Raw genomic sequence first — 17,930 nt, 5'->3', positions numbered from 1 at the left:
CTCTGTGTGTTTAAATCGCGCTTTTCATCACCATATAGCTAGGTAATAGATGAAATTAACGGGTGCTATATTCTTATTTAATAAATTGATATTTATACTGATAAGCGCGACCAACTAAACCAAAGGAAATGTAATGAGTTTAATTAACGAAACCCATGATATAAATTTAACTAGCTGGGTAGCATCAGCAAATGATGCACAATGTGACTTCCCTATTCAAAACCTACCTTTTGCAGAAGTACGTCGCAAAAATAGCAATGAAGCTTTTCGTGGTGCTGTTGCCATTGGCGATCAGGTTATTGATTTAGCAAAAGTAAATGAACTCGGTATTTTTTCAGGTGACGCCCAAACAGCCGTTGCATCTGCAAGTAACCCGACTTTGAACGAGTTTATGGGATTAGGTGAGCAATATTGGTCAGCGCTTCGTTTAGCACTGTCTAAAGCATTACGTGAAGGCTCTGCTCATCAAGAGCAACTAGCACAAGCGCTTATACCACAAAGCGAAATTGAATTTGCTCTACCGTGTCGCATTGGCGATTACACTGACTTTTACACATCAATTTATCATGCGACTGCCGTAGGAAGTTTATTCCGTCCCGATAACCCATTACTACCAAACTACAAATGGGTGCCGATTGGTTATCATGGTCGCTCATCGTCTATTGGCGTGTCTGGGCAGCAGTTTCATCGCCCTAAAGGACAAACTAAAGCGCCAGATGCAGAAGTTCCTTCATTTGGTCCATGTAAGCGCCTTGATTATGAGCTGGAACTAGGTATTTACCTAGGTAAAGGTAATGATCTGGGCGATGCTATTGCAATTGAAAATGCTGAAAAGCATGTATTCGGCTTTTGTGTTTTCAACGATTGGTCAGCACGTGATTTACAAGCATGGGAATACCAACCGCTTGGTCCATTCTTAGCGAAAAATTTCGCATCAACCGTGTCTCCATGGATTGTTACCACCGAAGCACTTGCACCATACAGAACAAGCTGGACGCGTGATGAAAATGATCCGCAGCCACTTGAGTACTTAGAATCAACGGCTAACCGTGATCAAGGTGCATTTGATATTCAAATGGATGTTAAAATTCAAACACAAAAAATGCGTGATGAAGGCTACAACCCAACTCAAGTGTCTAAGTCTAGCTTTAAGCACTCATACTGGACTGTAGCGCAAATGGTAACTCACCATACCGTAAACGGGTGTAACTTTATGCCAGGCGACATGCTGGGCTCTGGCACGCAATCAGGGCCTACTCACGAAGAAGCGGGTTCATTACTTGAGCTTTCTCGTGGTGGTAAAGAAAAGATTACTTTAAGCAACGGCGAGCAGCGTAGCTTCTTGGAAGATGGCGACAACGTTATAATGCGTGGCTGGTGTGAAAAAGAAGGCTTTGCACGTATTGGCTTTGGCTTTGTAGAGAGCACCGTACTACCAGCAAAATAATATATAAAATCAATAAACTAGTAAAAAAGGGTTGTTGAATAAGCAGCCCTTTTTTATTAATTAAGCCGAAGTTACAATTTTTTTCTGGCTTTTTTAGTTCAAATTGCTATCTTGAATCCGTTAATAGCCAGTATTTATGTGACATGCCTGTATTTATAAAGTCTTTTTTTAATAAACATTTCCCAGCTCGTCAGCTGCTCATTCGCCAAAATGGTGAAGTAAAGCATGTTGTTTTGGCGCCTTGGTTACAGGTTTCTGTGCTTGCTATTATTTTCATTGCTATTGCATGGATCAGTGTTTCGAGTATCCGTGTTTATATGCAAACACACCAAATTTCTCATATCGAGCAAACTCAGCTTGATAAGCAAGTACAATGGCAACAAAAAGTAAAGCAACAGCAACAACGCTACGCATTGCAGCAAGAGCAGTTAGCTGAACTTGAACAAAAACAAGCTTTACTTCAAGGTATGATTGAATCACTCCCAGCTTCTATCAGCAAAGATGTAATAAAATTAGAGGGTGAGCTTGAATCTTCTCCTATTAATGAGAACGAAAGCGAATTTCATGAGCCGCTCGAAGAAGATAAAACACAAAATAAGCATGCACAAACCAGTTTTGAGCAGCGCTACATCATGCTAAATCAGCAGTACGATACTAATTTCACGTTATTGGCTGCGCAGATTAATCAGCGCCATGATGCGATTATAGAAATACTCAAAGGCACGGGTCTTGAAAATGCACTGGCACAACATCTCGCGTTAAGCACGCAAACAACGGCGCAAGGTGGCCCGCTAGATATACTCGATGAAAGTAAAATTCCTAGTAACTTTCTAGTCATTGCAGATAAACTACTACTTTTAAACCAGCTAGAGAGCTTTTTAACTGAGTTGCCAAGTACCCTGCCCTTACCTGCTGCAAAATATTATATTTCCAGTAATTTTGGACTTAGAAAAGACCCAATGAATAAAAGGCGCGCTTTTCATAAAGGCATTGATTTAGCTGGGTGGCATAAAACAGAAATTTTTGCCCCTGCCGATGGCACGGTTCGTCGAGCTGGCCGTAATGGCGGTTATGGTAACTTTATAGAGTTAGAGCATAAAAACGGTGTTGTAACGCGCTTTGGTCACTTAAACAAAATTAATGTTAAAAAAGGTCAATTAGTCACAAAGCACGATGTCATTGGCTTAATGGGCAGTACCGGAAGAAGTACAAGTACTCATTTACACTATGAAGTATTAATAGACGACAAGCATGTCAATCCACTAAAAATAACAAAGGCGCTTTCTCGTGTTTGGTAAAAATAAACAAGCAAAAACAGACTCATCTATTAAGAGAGTGAGTCACACTCCCTCAATCATTTCTAATGATGTGCGTATAACGGGCTCTTTGGTAAGCCAAGGTGAAGTACAACTCGACGGACGTATTGATGGTGACATTAAGGCCGAACATTTAGTGATTGGCACCTCAGGTGTTGTTGAAGGCGTTGTTGAGGCAAGCAGTGTCGTTGTTAAGGGTAAAATCATCGGCTCTTTAAATGCAAGTGAAGTAAAGATCGAAAATAATGCTCATGTACTTGGCGATATATTTCATGACACCCTGAGCATAGAAGCAGGTGCTATTATTGAAGGCAGTTTAAAGCAGCGCTTTGAAAAAGAAGTGATTGAGCATGCTAAAGATAAGCCAAAACCAGCTCACGACGTAAAAGCCATTGTTGATAATGAAGACAGCGGGCTTTCGTTTGTTAATAAGCAGCCTGCAGCTAAAAGCTAGCTACATTAGTTTATAATGGTTTAGCCTGCCTGTTGGCTAAACCATTAATCACCTCTTTAAAATCCCGTTAGCGGCTTATACACTTACTTTTTCTGTGTTATATACATGGTTATATCTGCGGTAAAAACCAGTTCGTTACGCGTATTGTAAAGCTTTACCGGTACGACTAAATCTTCTTTATCAATCCATTGATGAGGCAAGTCAATTTCAGCGATAGCGGTAACATCAGTGTCTACCTTAGTCAGGTACTGTACTGTCATTCCCTTAGGGATCCAACGGTGGGTTTTATAAGGTACTGTTGCATCAACCATCACCCCCGCACACAGCTCAGCCAAATTACATTGTGCGATAGCGTGAATAGTGCCAATGTGATTGTGTACACGGCGTGTGTTTTTAACCACAGCACTACAGTGCCCTGCTTTTAAATCTAAAATAGTAGGTTTCATAGAGCCAAAGTAAGGCGCTTTAAAACATACGGCTTTACTAAACAGCCAGTTACCAAACGGCAGCTTTTTAAATTTATGCCACGTTTTTATTAATGCAGACTCATTACTCATTATTGTTTTTCCATTGTCTTTGCTTAAAAAGCAAATTAACACATCGGATCAGTTTAAAGAAGTGTGATACTTAAACAAAAATAATCATAATAAAGTTAAAAGTAGGTAACATGTCTGATGCATCGGTCATAAGCCCTTTCTTTTTCATCAGTCGCCACTTAAAATACCGACAAAAGGAGACCTGATGCAAACACAGCCCGCTAAACCAAACTTAATTTTATTACTGATCTTAGCGTTACTCGTCATTTTTTGTCCTATGGGCATTGATATTTATTTACCTGCCTTTCCTACTATTGCAGAGCAATTTTCAGTGAGCGAAAAACAAGTACAACAAACGGTGGCTATTTTTATGCTTACTGTTGGTTTGGGGCAATTAATTGCAGGCCCTCTTGCTGATCGTTTTGGACGTAAGCCGGTAGCCTTAACCGGTGTAACTTTATATGGACTGGCGGCATTAGGTGCATACTATGCTCCTAGCTTTTTAATACTGATGTTTGCTCGTGCAATTCAAGGGTTAGGCGCATGCGCCACCTTTGTTGTTGCTTTTGCAATAGTAAGAGATAAGTTTGGTAGTGAACGCAGTGGCCAAATAATTACCTACCTAAACGGGATCGTGTGCTTTATTCCAGCGTTAGCACCCATTTTAGGTGCGTGGTTAACCGTGCAGTTTGGTTGGCAAATGAACTTTCTATTTCTAACTGGTTTTGCATTATTAGGATTTATTGTCACCTTATTATTGTTTAGAGAAACACGCCCAGTAGACAGCCATTACCAGGGGCATATCTTAGATCTAAGGCGCTTTATCCCTATTATTTCAACTCCGTTATTTTTATTTAATAGCTTGCTATGTATGGTCACTATGTCGGCTATATTAGTATTTGTAACATTGGCTCCTGGTTGGCTTATTACTGAATTAGGGGGCAGCGTAGCCGACTTTACCTTTTGGTTCTCGCTTAATGCAGTGCTTAGTATTCTTGCTAGCTTTATCATGCCTATTTACATTAAACGCCAACCAAAAAGAGCACTAAAAGCAGGTCTTGTGTTGTTAGTGAGTGCAGGCTTACTGATGCTAGTATTAAGCCAATATAAAACCCCATTAGCATTAATGATCCCTATGTTTATTGCTGCCTTTGGTTTTGCTTTAACACTTGGCTCTGCCGCTGGACGAGCTTTAAGTCTGTTCCCTAAGCAAGCTGGCACCGCCTCAGCTCTTTTAGGAGCGATGCAAATGAGTGGGGCAAGTTTATTGGTGTTTATTACTCAATATTTAAACTTATCTACACCCGAGCTTATAGGCACACACTTTTTATTATTAATTCCCTTTTCTTACTTACTATTTCGTTATACTAAATATGCTTAGGCGCTAAAGCGTTTTCTATTACTCTTCAATTTTGGCTAATTCAGGTATTACCTGATTAGCCGCCCCTAATTCAAATACAAATGTATATTTTTTGTTTAATACTGGCTATTTTAAAGTTAAATAATTTTGTTTTTGTAGATAAAATAGCTTGTTTTATGCTTTATATTATTTTACTGTCTGCTAAAGTTAACAATTAGTTAACCAATTAATTCTAGGATAATATAATATGAAAAAGAATAAACTCGCCTTAGCATTAGTTCTTACTGGTATTTGTTCAGCAGGTGCTGCCCAAGCTGCGAACGATCGCTTCATCATCCAAGTTGATAATAATAAAAAAGGTGTTGTTAAAGCGCTGACTAAAAAACTAGGTGGTGACATTAAAGTAGATGGCAATGGATTCATTGCAGCCAAGTTTACTGGACAAGATTTAAGTAGCTTAAAAGGCCTGCTTAACAACCCGCATATTAAACTCATTGAAGAAGATCATAAGCGCGTTCCTATGTCATTATTTAACGATGATGTAGGTGATGCCATGCAGCAACAAATTACGCCATATGCGGTTTATCAATCACAGGTTGATCAAGTTACTTTTGATGCCAATGCAGGCATGAAAGTATGTGTTATCGATTCAGGCTTAGATAGCTCAAACCCTGATTTTGTTTGGGGTAACATTACTGGCGATAACGACAGCGGTACTGGAAATTGGTTTGATAATGGCGGTCCACACGGGACGCATGTCGCCGGTACGATTGGTGCTGCAGATAATAACCTCGGTGTTGTGGGTATGGCACCGGGTGTGGCAATGCACATTATTAAAGTATTTAACGAAGCGGGTTGGGGTTACTCATCTGATTTAGCTCAAGCGGCTGATTTATGTTCTCAAGCAGGTGCAAATATTATTAGCATGAGCTTAGGGGGCGGTGGCTCAAACAGTACAGAGTCAAATGCGTTTGCTAACTTTACTAATGCTGGAGGTCTTGTAGTTGCTGCAGCGGGTAACGATGGTAATAACGTACGCTCTTATCCTGCGGGCTACTCATCGGTGATGATGGTCGGCGCTAATGATGCCGATAATCAAATTGCTGACTTTTCACAGTTCCCAAGCTGTTCATCTGGCCGTGGTAAACGCGCAACTAATGATGAAACTATTTGTGTTGAGGTAACTGCTGGTGGTGTTGATACTCTATCGACCTACCCTGCGGGCATGGCAACAGCAGCGAGTATGTCGGCTGATGGCACAGCATATAATTCATCAGCAATGGAAAATGCAGGTCAAATCACTGCGAGTACCTACTTTATGGGAACTGGCGAAACAGTTGATCCAGCGGCGGCTGGTAAAGTATGTATGATTGACCGCGGCGTTATTTCATTTTATGACAAAGTCGCTAACTGTGAAAACTCAGGCGGTGTAGGTGCGGTTATTATCAACAATGAAGCTGGCATGTTATACGCAACACTAGGTGATACCAACGATACTACAATTCCCGCTGTAGGCGCTGCATTTGAAGATCGTAGTGCATTAGTCGCTAGTACAAACGTGACAATTAATATTGGCGCAACTGATTATGGCTTTATGAGTGGAACGTCAATGGCAACTCCTGCGGTTTCAGGTATTGCTGCGCTAGTATGGTCTAATCATAGTGACTGTACAGGCACAGAAATTCGCGATGCGTTAAAGGCAACTGCGCAAGATCAAGGGGCTGCTGGTCGTGATGATTACTTTGGCTACGGTATTGTAAAAGCGGCTGACGCTGATGCTTACCTTACAGCAAACGGCTGTGCGGGTGGCGATACTGGTGGTGTTGATCCAGAGCCAGGCGTAGATGCTATCTCTCTTAGCGCTTCAGGTTACAAATCAAAAGGAACTAAATTTGTTGATTTAAGTTGGAATGGCGCGGCAACAAGCCAAGTTGATATCTACCGCAATGGTAACAAAGTCATTACCACTGCAAATAATAATGCCTACAGCGACAGCATTAATACTAAAGGTGGCGGCACCTATACATATCAAGTGTGTGAAGCGCTGAGCACTACGGTGTGTTCAAATAATATCACCGTTAGTTTTTAATAAATTTAGCACTTCATTATGTTTAAAAGCATAACGACTAGTTTTAAAAGAACTTAGTATCCTCAACTTAGCGGGCAATATGCCCGCTTTTTATTTTCCTCATTGCTTGATAAAATCATTTACCACTTCTTTTTCGTGCTATTTAATGATCAACCCCGACTTTTTGCTTTCATTTTTACTCGCTAGCTTTTTAATGGCCGTTGCGCCTGGACCATCAAACGCGTTTTTAATGGCGCAAACTTTTGCAAATGGGCGAAAAGCAGGTATGCAGAGTGCTTTTGGCTTTGCGTTAGGTGGCGTAGTACATACATTTTTTGCGGTTGTCGGTTTAAGCGCTATTTTAAAAGCTTCTGAAACTGCCTATGCCAGCGTACAATATGCAGGTGCAGCCTATTTATGTTACTTAGGGTTTATGATGCTTAAAGACACCTTTAAGCCCCCCATTTGCGAGCAAGAAGATAAGCCTCATGTTACCACCAGTAAAAACAAAAACGTGATGTTTCAAGCTATGATGACCGAAGTACTAAATCCTAAGGTGGCTTTGTTTTTTATTGCTTTTATCCCACAATTTGTAGACCCTAGCTTGTCATCTGCAACTTTTCAGCTGGCGTTTTTTGGGCTACTGTATCCAATCTTTGCTTTTCCTATCGACTGCACGTATATTTATTTCGGCGATAAAATAGCCCAGTTTTTTAAAAGTCACCCTAATAGCCAACTTTGGATAGATAGGTTCACAGGCATTGTATTTATTGCCTTGGCTATCAATTTATTACTCTAACTAATAAGAATCAGCATGGACCAAAAAATACAATCTCTTCCAGCTAAGAAAAACATAGCCCTTGTTGCACATGATGGAAAAAAAGCCGCGTTAAAATTATGGTGTGAAAAACACACTCCAATGCTAAGTAAACATAAGCTATACGGCACTGGTACAACCGGACATTTAATAGAAAAAACCACCGGTTTGAATGTCGTGCAATTACTCAGTGGACCTATGGGGGGTGATCAGCAACTTGGTGCTAAAATAGCGGAACATGAAATTCATGTGTTAATCTTTTTTTGGGATCCTCTGGCATCTCAGCCGCACGACCCTGATGTAAAAGCATTGCTTCGTTTAGCCGCAGTGTGGAACATTCCTGTTGCTTGTAATGAAGTAAGCGCTGATATGTTACTAAGCTCTCCCCTTATGGACACCGAGTTTGAGCGTTCTTTGCCAGATTACGAAAAGTACCTCGCAACCCGACAAATCTCCTTATAACAGCTTATTTATAAAGCATACTCGCCCATTTAGTCAGACCAGCGGTGACACTGCCAAAGTGATCACCGTTAACCATTTTAATATCGCCTAAGTGGGTTTTTAAAGCCGCTTTGATCAGTGGTGATTGCGCGCTACCACCCGTTAAATAAATTACATCTGGGGTGGTGTTAGCATCTGCAATTGCCTGTTTTGCTAATGTCACTATTTGGCTAATACTGTCGTCAACGGCTAATGCTAATTCATTAATAGAGATATCTTTATCAAGTGATGAATCTAAAAATGTTAAATCACAATTAAAGTTTTCAGACGAGCTTAGTGCAATTTTTGCCGCTTCAGCTTGTTGAACTAATTGATGCCCTTGCTTATTTTGCTGTAAATGGATGAGCCGTTTATATAAATCGGGAGCACTCACATCGCGTAGCTGTGCACTCAGTTCACGATAATGCTGAGCACTATAAAACTGGCTTTGTAAATTCACATCGTTAATTTTACATGCTTGCCAAAATGCCTGATTAGGTAATGGTAAACCCGATTTAAAAGTACTGCCTAAGCCAAGTAACGGCATTAAACCATGATAGCTCAGAGCAATATCTAAATCATTACCGCCTACTCGCTTTCCGCTATGTGCTAAAAAGTCTGCGTCTCGTTGTTGTTTATTCCTAAAACTTGGCCCCATTTGTACAAATGAACAGTCACTTGTACCACCACCAATATCTATTACCAGCACTTTTTGGTCTTGCGTTAAATCACTTTCATAATCAATCCCAGCGGCAAGTGGTTCATATAAAAATTCCACATCTTTAAAGCCTGCTCGGTTTGCTGCACGTGTTAAAATGCCCACGGCTTGTTGGTTTGACTGCTCACCACCAACTGCTTGAAAATTCACTGGGCGACCAATAACAGTTTGGCTCAGCGTATACCCTAACGATGATTCGGCACGTTGTTTTATTTTTAAAATCATTGCAGTGGCAATATCTTCAAAAAAATTAATTTGTCCTTGCTTTAAACCAGTAGCGCCAAAAAATGATTTAGGGGATTTTACAAAATAACCTTCTTCAGGAAATTGCACATATTCACTAATCGCCTCACGGCCAATGAATAAAGTTTCGTCGCCGGCTTGTAGGTCTAGGTCTGATTTAATTCGCGCAAGCGTATTAAGTAATGGTTGGCGCGCGGTTTTATAGCCATGCTCATGCTCTGAGCCCTGCAAGTGCTGCGCTACAAAATCAACGACTAAGGCACTATGATGTGTGTATAACGTTGATGGAAGATAATGTTTGCCTTGCTCTAAAGGAATGAGCTGAACACGCTCTTCGTTTAAAACACCCATAGCACAATTAGAACTACCATAATCAAAACCAACGAACATAGATCACCAAACATCATTAAAAAGGCCGCGCAATTTAGCATAATTGCTAAAAAATATATACTGAATTGGCCTACACTCGTTATTTTTCGGGTCTTTCCCGTAAGAAGCTGGCAAAACGCGGCAAGCCATTTTTAGTGTACCCGTGGTATCGATAAGTAATTGTTGCGCCTATAGCTGGCGGATACTTTCGCTCTTTATCGCTAAAACCCGTACCAATAGAAAATGTCAGCCCTTGTTTTGTCTGTACTTTCAATGCACCAAGCATTCCTGCGTATTTACCTTTACCCGGTAAATGTTCAATCACTAACGCTTCGGCATCTAAATAAGGCTTGAGTTTTAACAATGCACTAGAGCGACCAGTTGTATGCTTAGCCTCTGCTAAATGAAGCATAACGCCCTCGCCGCCTTGTTTAGTAACCTGATTAAAATAATTACTGAGTTGCTGATTGTCGCTAAATTGATATTGCTTAACCGCTTTAATATGGGGACTATTTAGCTTAGTAATAAGTGACAAGTAATTTTGATAACGACGGTGAAAAGGCATGCTTGTATCTGGCATATCAAACACCTGATAAGTAACGGTTTGCCATTGCAAATCGTTGGGTATTTTTGTTCTGACAATACCACTGAGTACAGAAAATTGACCTCGTTTGGTCCATAACTCACCATCTAACCAAATATCTGGCAAAGGAGCGGTAAACCACTCAGGCGGGTTTATGGAGTTGCCTTGACGGGTTACAAACTGCTTTCCCGTCCAGATTGCTCTAACTCCATCAAACTTTTCACTCACCAAGTATTGGCGAATATCCTCATGCTTAGTTTCATCGTAAACATTAGCAAGTTGCACTGGAGGCAATTGCGCCAATAAGCTAGCACTAAAAAGGATTAAAAAAGTAAACAGCGTTGCTTTAATCATCACCATTGCTGCATCCTTGCAAATTTTAATATGGCTTAAACTATAGTTGAGATTGAAGCCATTGCCAAAATTCTTCAAGGCTTTGCATTTGCTGTGTTGCTTTACTAAAATCATGCTCCTGTGTATGTTTATTAGCGATAGCGACTACAGCTAAAGCAGCATTATTCGCTGCGGTTACACCGGTGAGAGTATCTTCAACGGCAATCGCATTTTGTGCAGCAACCTGCATACTTTTAAGTGCTAATAGATAGGGATCACCGGCAGGCTTTGGATTAATTACATCATCTTTAGTTACCACGGTATCGAATAAATCATAAAACCCTAATCCTTTTAGTATTGGCTCTGCTTCATGCCTTGCGCTGCCAGTTACTAACGCCATTTTTAAACCTTGCTCTTTAGCCGCTAATAGAACATTTTCAGCATAAGGCATTAAAGGCGGTAAATTGGTTTTAACGTACTCACTAAATAAACGATATTTTTCATCCGCTAAATAGCGGCTACTTACAGACAAGTTATGAATTTGTTTTATTTCCTTTGCAGCGTCAATAGTGGGACGTCCCGAAAAGCGCCGACAAAAATCATCTTCTTTATAACACACACCAAAAGGCGCAAGTAATTGGCTCCAGCAGTTATAGTGCACACTTTCCGAGTCAACTAAAGTGCCATCCATATCAAATAATACCGCTTCAATTGACATACTTTTCTCCTGGTTATTTAACCTAAACTTTGGGTAATAAAAAAGGTGCCTAGGCACCTTTTAATAATTTGTGTTACTCAGCCAAACCTGCTGGCGGCTCAGCATAAGCGTCTTCGCCGGTATCTACATCAACTAACTCATAACCTCGGGCTTTGCGCATTACTTTAAGTATCGGCTTTTCGAAGGCGGTTTTTAAGCGCTCAGCATCATCTTTTAACGCATCTAATGTGGTTCCAAATGGTGCAGCACCAGTCTCTGACCAGTTAGTTACTTTACCATTTAAGTTATATTCCACTTCGTGTATTTGATATTGCGCCGCTTCATCTTTGGTTGCTTCACAATAAATTACACGGTAATTCCAAAATCCAGCCATTACTTTTTCTCTTTAATAAACATATGGGCGCTACTTTAGCAGCTCTACAAAAATAAAAAAGCCTGCACTAGGCAGGCTTTTATCAATAATTACAATTTAACGTTAAATTTATCGATTAGAAAAAGTTAACTTTAAATTCAGCGCCAATATAACGCTCTTCGTTAACCATGGCTGTATTGTTATTAAAATCAACACCACCAATTGCTTGCTGCTCGTCAAACATATTACGCACGAATGCTGATACTTCATATTCGTAATCGCCTTGTGCCCATGCATAACCGGCACGTAGACCAACTTCAGTTAGTGGCTTACCTTCAAACTCAACTGATTCATATAAGAAAAAGTCAATTTCACTGCGGTACGACACATCAGCGTAAGCAAAGAAATCACCTTCAGCGAGTTCTTTAGTGTAACGAAGTGTGATGTTAGAGATCCACTCTGGAGCATGCGGTAAGCTGTTACCATCTAAAATAGCACGATCTTCAGGACCAAATGCACCTGGTACTTGGAAGGTAGGATCAGTAACAGTACACTGTGCACACACTGCAACGGCTAAATCTTTGTCTTTAAGCTCTGTTTTGTTGTAGCTTAAATTAAACGTTGCATTTAGCTCATCCGTTAACACCCACTCAGAATCAATTTCGAAACCGTAGCCAGTTGTTTTATCAGCATTTAATAGGCGGTTAAAGTTAGCACCACCACCTACAGCAGTTAGCTGTTGGTCATCCATAGTGTAATAAAATACGGTTGCATTTACACGGCCTTGGCCATCTAACACATCAGATTTAATACCTGTCTCGTATGACGTAACAGTTTCTGAATCAGCAACGGTTACTTCATCACCAAATAAGATACGACCCTGAAGACTTGGTGCGCGGAAACTGTTAGCAATACGACCATACCAGTTTACGTCATCGTTGATTTTGTAGTTAGCTGATAAATCCCAGCTTACGTGATCATCGCTAACATTTTTTTCAATGTAAGTAGCTGCACCACCTACAGGGCTAAGCGTACGATTTGCTGAGAATTCTTTCTCATCGTCTGAATAACGAAGGCCCGCGGTTACTTTCAAGTCATCAGTAATGGTGTAATCAACTGAGCCGAATACAGCCCATGCTTTAGTATCTTGCTGCTGACTAACAAAACCGTTTAATACGCCATTATTGGCTGTATCATAGCTAAAGTTTTCAATCGTTAATGCTTCGTCGAAGTAAAAAACACCCACCTGGTAATTTACGTCACCGGCAAAGTTGCTTGATAAGCGAAGTTCTTGCGTGTATTGGTCTTGATCTGGAATACCATCAGCACTTTCTGAAGAGAAAGGAATAAAACCAGGGCCCATTGCAACTGGAACATCATTGATAGAGAACCCACCGTAGCCACCATCGATGTCAGCACGAGAGTAAATTTCTGCACTTTCCCAACCAGAAATTGACGTTACTGTATGATTAGCTAAGTCCCACTCAAGCTTAAGGCTTGCACCTTGCGATTCCACTTGCTGCGTCGCACGAGATGCGGCATCGTGATACACCACGTCATTTTCAAAACCATCAACTAAATCGTTAGTACCAGGTTTGATAGTGTTAGCACGAAAGGCAATTGGAGAGCCATCTAAATCACGAACATGGTAATTAAATAATCCAGTGAAATCGTCACCTTCATATAAAAATTGAATACGGGCTGCTTGTTCAGTGTAACCACCTAAGGCATCTTTTTGCTCAAAACCTGGTGCACGATTATCAATGTAATCGTCTTTATCTTGCCAAAGTACTGAAACACGTGTTGATAAACGGTCTGTTAATGAACCACCAACTGCGCCTTCAAAGTCAACAGCACCACGGCTACCGTATGATACAGAGCCATAGCCTTCAAATTCTTGACTTGGTTTTACGGTATCAAATTTAACTAGACCAGCCGGTGTATTACGACCAAATAATGTACCTTGAGGACCACGAAGCACTTCAACACGTGCTACGTCAAATACAGGGAAACCTTTTAAGATTGCGTTTTCTTGTACAATTTCATCAACCACAAGCGACACTGGTTGCGAAGCATTCAAATCGAAATCAGTGTTACCAAGGCCACGTACATAAAAGCGTGGGAATGAACGGCCAAATGAAGATTCAATAGATAAACTTGGGATTTTCGCATTCATAAAACGAATATCCATACCAGCTGAGCTGTAAGCATCTAAGCTATCGCCTTGCAGGGCTGAAACGGCAACAGGCACTTCTTGAGCGTTTTCTACTCGTTTACGAGCAGTAACTTGAATAACTTCTAGTTGGTTCTTCTTAGCAGTAGTTTCTTGCTCAGCAGCTACGGCTGAAATTGACGTACCTGCTACGGCAGAGAACAACGTTGCATTGATAAGGGTTGCTAACGTAGATCTTTTCATTGCTTTCATGTCGGGGTTAACCTTTTTAGTGCACTCTTGTTCAACGGTTGATGTGTTGCGCAATTAAATAATTACGGATTCAGTCAATTTTTCGCGACTTGCTCTATGCGGCGCGGACCTTATTACCGAGAGTACAAAAACGGCATAAATAAGGCTGACTGAATGCGCGAGATTATATCATGCTGTAATATATTTACCGCATATTGAACACTAAAAAATAAACTTATTTTTAACACTTAACCGCACTATCCCGACATTTAGTGTACTTTTAGCAACTAAACAACCAAAAAGCGGACATATGTCCTTACATTGAGTTATTAAAAAATATAGCAAAATAACGCGACACTTTTTTAAATACTACTTTTTCACTAATGAGCGTTTAAGAACAATTTCACCATCAATATGAAGATCTCGCTGCGGGAATGCAATAACCACATCGTGTTGTTCAAACACTTCATAAATCCTAAAACGAATATCACTGCGGACTTGTCTTAATCGAGTTTCTGATTCAGCGCAGACCCAAAAAATAGCATTAAAAACTAGCGAGCTATCTGCAAAATCATCAAACAATACGGTTGATTGAGGCGTTGCCAGTATTGCCTCATGCTCATCTAATACTTGCTGAATTAACTTTTTAACTAATAACACGTCAGAGCCATAAGCTACGCCTACGCTCACAGATGAGCGCGCATTACCGTCAATAAGCGTCCAGTTGGTAACTGTGTTTTCTAATAACTGGCTATTGGGTATTAGCATATGAACACCGTCGTTCCTGCGAATACGAGTAGAGCGAGTATTAATGGTTTCAACCACCCCTTTTGCAGTGCCAACCTCTAAAAAGTCGCCAATACGGATTGGCCGCTCCCACATTAATATCCAGCCACTAATAAAGTTATTAATAATATTTTGTGCACCGAACCCCACACCGATGGCAATGGCACCCGATACAAAGGCAAATGCGGTTAGTGGAATGTTGAGCACCTCAAGGGAGGTAAAAAGTAAAATCGCAATACTTAAAATGAAATAAAAACGCGTGAATAAATGCACTGCATCTGGGCTCATTTTTCGTGCAAGTAATGACTTTTTAATCAACTTGCCAATCTGAGTCACCACAACCCACATAGTAAACAAAATTAGGGGTACTTGAATTACTTTTGCCACGGTAATGTGAATGTCGTTGTAGCTAAATAATACGAAGGCGAGAATGTGATTAATTTGTTCTAAGTTCATTGATTTTCCATGTATAAGGTCGCACACAAACGATTATTTTTATGCGCTAATAATACCCCAAGTTTAGCATGCGGTTAGCTTAAATACGCAGCAACAAACTTAAAGCTAATTGCATAATTGCTGTATTTTTCTACTTTTTTATTTACATACCGAGTTTTTATCACCTAATTTGCGTTTAAATCCCGCTTTAAATCGATAAACTTTGTTGTATATAAGTCAAAATTTGGTAAGTTAACTGGGTTTTCGACTCGAAAAGCCTATTTCGGCTACTATTTTTTATGGAGTTATTATGCGTAAAACACTGATCGCCACTACGATTGCTAGTGCACTTTTATTATCTGCCTGTTCTTCTGAAAGCACCCAAGAAACAAAACAACAAAGCACAGCACAAGTGCAAGATATCAACGCAAGCAATGTATTATTTAAACCAAGCCCATTGCAATACATGGCTCCTGAGTTTGATAAGTTTGGTACCACTGAATACGAAGCTGCATTTGATGCAGGTATTGCACAACATAATGCAGAAATTTTGGCAATTGCCAATAATCCAGAACCAGCTACTTTTGAAAATACCTTGGTAGAAATGGAACTTGCTGGTGAACTATTAAACCGCGCATCAGCTGCATTTTACAACTTATCAGGTCTTATCTCTAACGATGAGTACCAACGCATTGATAAAAAAATGGCGCCTGTGTTCTCAGCACACTCTGATGACATTTACCTAAATGGTGCATTATTCGAACGTGTACAAACAGTATACGACAACAAAGATAAGTTAAGCGCTGAAGATCAACGTCTTGTTGATTTTTACTACAAACAATTTGTTAAAGCCGGTGCTAAATTAAACGATGCTGAAAAAGCAAAAATGCGTGAAATTAACGCTGAGCTTGCAAAGTTATCAACAGAGTTTTCTCAAAACGTATTAAAATCGTTTAAAGAAGACGTCATTTTAGTAACAGATAAAAGCAAACTAGCTGGTTTATCTGAAGGTGAAATTGCAGGTCTTGCAGCAGCTGCTAAAAAAGCAGGCAAAGATGGCTACATGATCACCCTAGTGAACACCACACAACAGCCTATTTTATCTAGCCTTGAAAACCGTGAACTGCGTGAGCAGATTTTTAAAGCATCAACCAACCGTGCAGCTAAAACCAACGGCCCTATCATTATTAAAGAAACTAACCTACGTGCACAAAAAGCAGAACTGTTAGGCTTTAAAGATTGGGCTTCGTATGTAATGACTTCACGCATGGCTCAAACCACTGATAACGTGTACGGTATTTTAGATGACCTAGCGCCAAAAGCAGTCGAAAAAGCGCAAGCAGAAGCAAAAGCGATTCAAAAAGTAATTAACGATTCTGGTGAAAGTTTTGAACTAAAACCATGGGATTGGTCTTTCTATGCAGAAAAAGTGCGTGCTGAAAAATACGACCTAGATCCAGCCTTAGTTAAGCCTTACTTTGAAATGCAATCGGTTATTCATAACGGTTTATTCTTTGCAATGGAAAAACTTTACGGCATTACATTCAAAGAACGTAAAGACCTACCGCTTTATCACGAAGACGTCATGGCGTTTGAAGTATTTAACGCTGATGGCAGCGCAATAGGCTTATTTTACATGGACCCATATGCACGTGAAGGTAAACGTGGCGGTGCATGGATGAGTGCATACGTAAGCCAAAGCGGCTTAAAAGGCACAAAACCGGTTATTTATAATGCACAAAATATTCCAAAGCCAGCAGAAGGCGAGCCAACGTTAATGACGTTTGACGAAGTGTCAACTATGTTCCATGAGTTTGGTCATGCAGCACACGGTTTATTCTCTGACGTTAAATACCCAAGCCTAGCAGGTACTGCTACAGCGCGTGATTTTGTTGAATTTCCATCACAAGCACATGAAGACTGGATGATTGAGCCAAGTGTATTAGCTAACTACGCTAAGCATTACAAAACAGGTGAGCCAATTCCTCAAGCACTACTTGATAAAGTACTTGAGTCGCAAAAGTTCAACCAAGGTTTTGGTACCACTGAATATTTAGCTGCAGCACTACTGGATATGGAATGGCACTCATTTGGTTCTGACAAAAAAGTAACTGATGTACAACAGTTTGAAAGTGAAGCGTTAAAGGCACACGGTATTGATTACTACCCTGTACCACCTCGTTACAAATCAAACTACTTTAGCCATACGTTTGCAGGTGGTTACTCAGCAGGTTACTACGCTTACCTATGGACTGAAGTATTTGCCGCTGATGCCTTTGCTCATATGGAAAACAATGGTGGCTTAACGCGCGAAAATGGCGATAAGTTCCGTAAAGAGATCCTATCAAAAGGTAACAGCCGCGACTTAATGCAAAGCTACATTGAGTTTAGAGGCCAAAAACCAACGACTGATGCATTACTTAAGCGCCGTGGTTTAGTTGATTAATTAATATTTTTAATCAACTGATATAAAAGCCCGCTTGCGGGCTTTTATTGTTTATAGAACAATAT

The 17,930-nt window shown here is 40.3% G+C and carries 15 protein-coding genes; 8 read left to right on the top strand and 7 right to left on the bottom strand.

Annotated features, from left to right (window positions below; all coding sequences use genetic code 11):
- The first annotated feature begins 133 nt into the window (after positions 1-133).
- The 3 genes from fahA to AN392_RS02160 all read left to right on the top strand — a co-directional run bounded on the left by fahA (position 134) and on the right by AN392_RS02160 (position 3,217).
- Positions 134-1,447 carry a fumarylacetoacetase gene (fahA, locus tag AN392_RS02170; protein ID WP_055011705.1) on the top strand — a complete coding sequence of 438 codons (1,314 nt, stop codon included), beginning with the start codon at positions 134-136 and terminating at the stop codon, positions 1,445-1,447.
- Positions 1,448-1,590: 143 nt separating this feature from the next.
- On the top strand, positions 1,591-2,745 hold the full coding sequence (locus AN392_RS02165) for a M23 family metallopeptidase (RefSeq protein WP_055011704.1): 1,155 nt from the start codon (positions 1,591-1,593) through the stop codon (positions 2,743-2,745).
- On the top strand, positions 2,735-3,217 hold the full coding sequence (locus AN392_RS02160) for a polymer-forming cytoskeletal protein (RefSeq protein ID WP_008109555.1): 483 nt from the start codon (positions 2,735-2,737) through the stop codon (positions 3,215-3,217). Before AN392_RS02165 ends, AN392_RS02160 begins: the two co-directional genes overlap by 11 nt.
- Before the next feature lie 83 nt (positions 3,218-3,300).
- Here the strand turns inward: AN392_RS02160 and AN392_RS02155 are convergent, their stop codons facing one another.
- Positions 3,301-3,774, bottom strand: a complete 474-nt coding sequence (locus AN392_RS02155) for a hotdog fold domain-containing protein (protein WP_055011703.1) — start codon at positions 3,772-3,774, stop codon at positions 3,301-3,303.
- 184 nt (positions 3,775-3,958) lie between these two features.
- Between AN392_RS02155 and AN392_RS02150 the strand changes: the two genes are divergently transcribed.
- The 4 genes from AN392_RS02150 to AN392_RS02135 all read left to right on the top strand — a co-directional run bounded on the left by AN392_RS02150 (position 3,959) and on the right by AN392_RS02135 (position 8,460).
- Positions 3,959-5,134 (top strand): multidrug effflux MFS transporter, encoded by a 1,176-nt coding sequence (locus AN392_RS02150; RefSeq protein ID WP_010391252.1) that lies wholly within the window; start codon positions 3,959-3,961, stop codon positions 5,132-5,134.
- A gap of 226 nt (positions 5,135-5,360) precedes the next feature.
- Positions 5,361-7,202, top strand: a complete 1,842-nt coding sequence (locus AN392_RS02145) for a S8 family serine peptidase (protein ID WP_055011702.1) — start codon at positions 5,361-5,363, stop codon at positions 7,200-7,202.
- A 145-nt stretch (positions 7,203-7,347) separates the two neighbouring features.
- Positions 7,348-7,980: a LysE family translocator gene (locus AN392_RS02140; RefSeq protein WP_010391250.1), complete on the top strand. Its 633-nt coding sequence runs from the start codon at positions 7,348-7,350 to the stop codon at positions 7,978-7,980.
- Positions 7,981-7,995: 15 nt separating this feature from the next.
- Positions 7,996-8,460 (top strand): methylglyoxal synthase, encoded by a 465-nt coding sequence (locus tag AN392_RS02135; protein WP_008464686.1) that lies wholly within the window; start codon positions 7,996-7,998, stop codon positions 8,458-8,460.
- Positions 8,461-8,464: 4 nt separating this feature from the next.
- On the opposite strand, the gene yegD is transcribed toward AN392_RS02135, so the two are convergent.
- From yegD to AN392_RS02105, 6 genes are all read right to left on the bottom strand, one after another.
- Complete coding sequence (gene yegD / locus AN392_RS02130; protein WP_055011701.1) at positions 8,465-9,829, bottom strand: molecular chaperone; 1,365 nt, start codon at positions 9,827-9,829, stop codon at positions 8,465-8,467.
- 79 nt (positions 9,830-9,908) lie between these two features.
- A complete protein-coding gene (locus AN392_RS02125; protein ID WP_008464681.1) occupies positions 9,909-10,751 on the bottom strand; it encodes a DNA ligase in 843 nt (280 codons plus the stop codon).
- Positions 10,752-10,785: 34 nt separating this feature from the next.
- Positions 10,786-11,442, bottom strand: coding sequence for an HAD family phosphatase (locus AN392_RS02120; RefSeq protein ID WP_055011700.1), 657 nt, complete (start codon positions 11,440-11,442; stop codon positions 10,786-10,788).
- A gap of 73 nt (positions 11,443-11,515) precedes the next feature.
- Positions 11,516-11,815 carry a hypothetical protein gene (locus AN392_RS02115; protein WP_008109576.1) on the bottom strand — a complete coding sequence of 100 codons (300 nt, stop codon included), beginning with the start codon at positions 11,813-11,815 and terminating at the stop codon, positions 11,516-11,518.
- A 115-nt stretch (positions 11,816-11,930) separates the two neighbouring features.
- Positions 11,931-14,219, bottom strand: a complete 2,289-nt coding sequence (locus AN392_RS02110) for a TonB-dependent receptor (protein WP_054202099.1) — start codon at positions 14,217-14,219, stop codon at positions 11,931-11,933.
- A 348-nt stretch (positions 14,220-14,567) separates the two neighbouring features.
- Entirely contained in the window at positions 14,568-15,440 is an 873-nt protein-coding gene (locus AN392_RS02105; RefSeq protein WP_055011699.1) for a mechanosensitive ion channel family protein, read from the bottom strand.
- Positions 15,441-15,729: 289 nt separating this feature from the next.
- On the opposite strand from AN392_RS02105, the gene AN392_RS02100 reads away from it, so the two are divergent.
- Entirely contained in the window at positions 15,730-17,865 is a 2,136-nt protein-coding gene (locus AN392_RS02100; RefSeq protein ID WP_055011698.1) for a M3 family metallopeptidase, read from the top strand.
- Positions 17,866-17,930: the final 65 nt, after the last annotated feature.

The sequence above is a fragment of the Pseudoalteromonas sp. P1-16-1b genome (assembly GCF_001401785.1).
Lineage (GTDB): Bacteria > Pseudomonadota > Gammaproteobacteria > Enterobacterales > Alteromonadaceae > Pseudoalteromonas > Pseudoalteromonas undina.
This window is presented reverse-complemented; position numbering and strand designations above follow the sequence as displayed.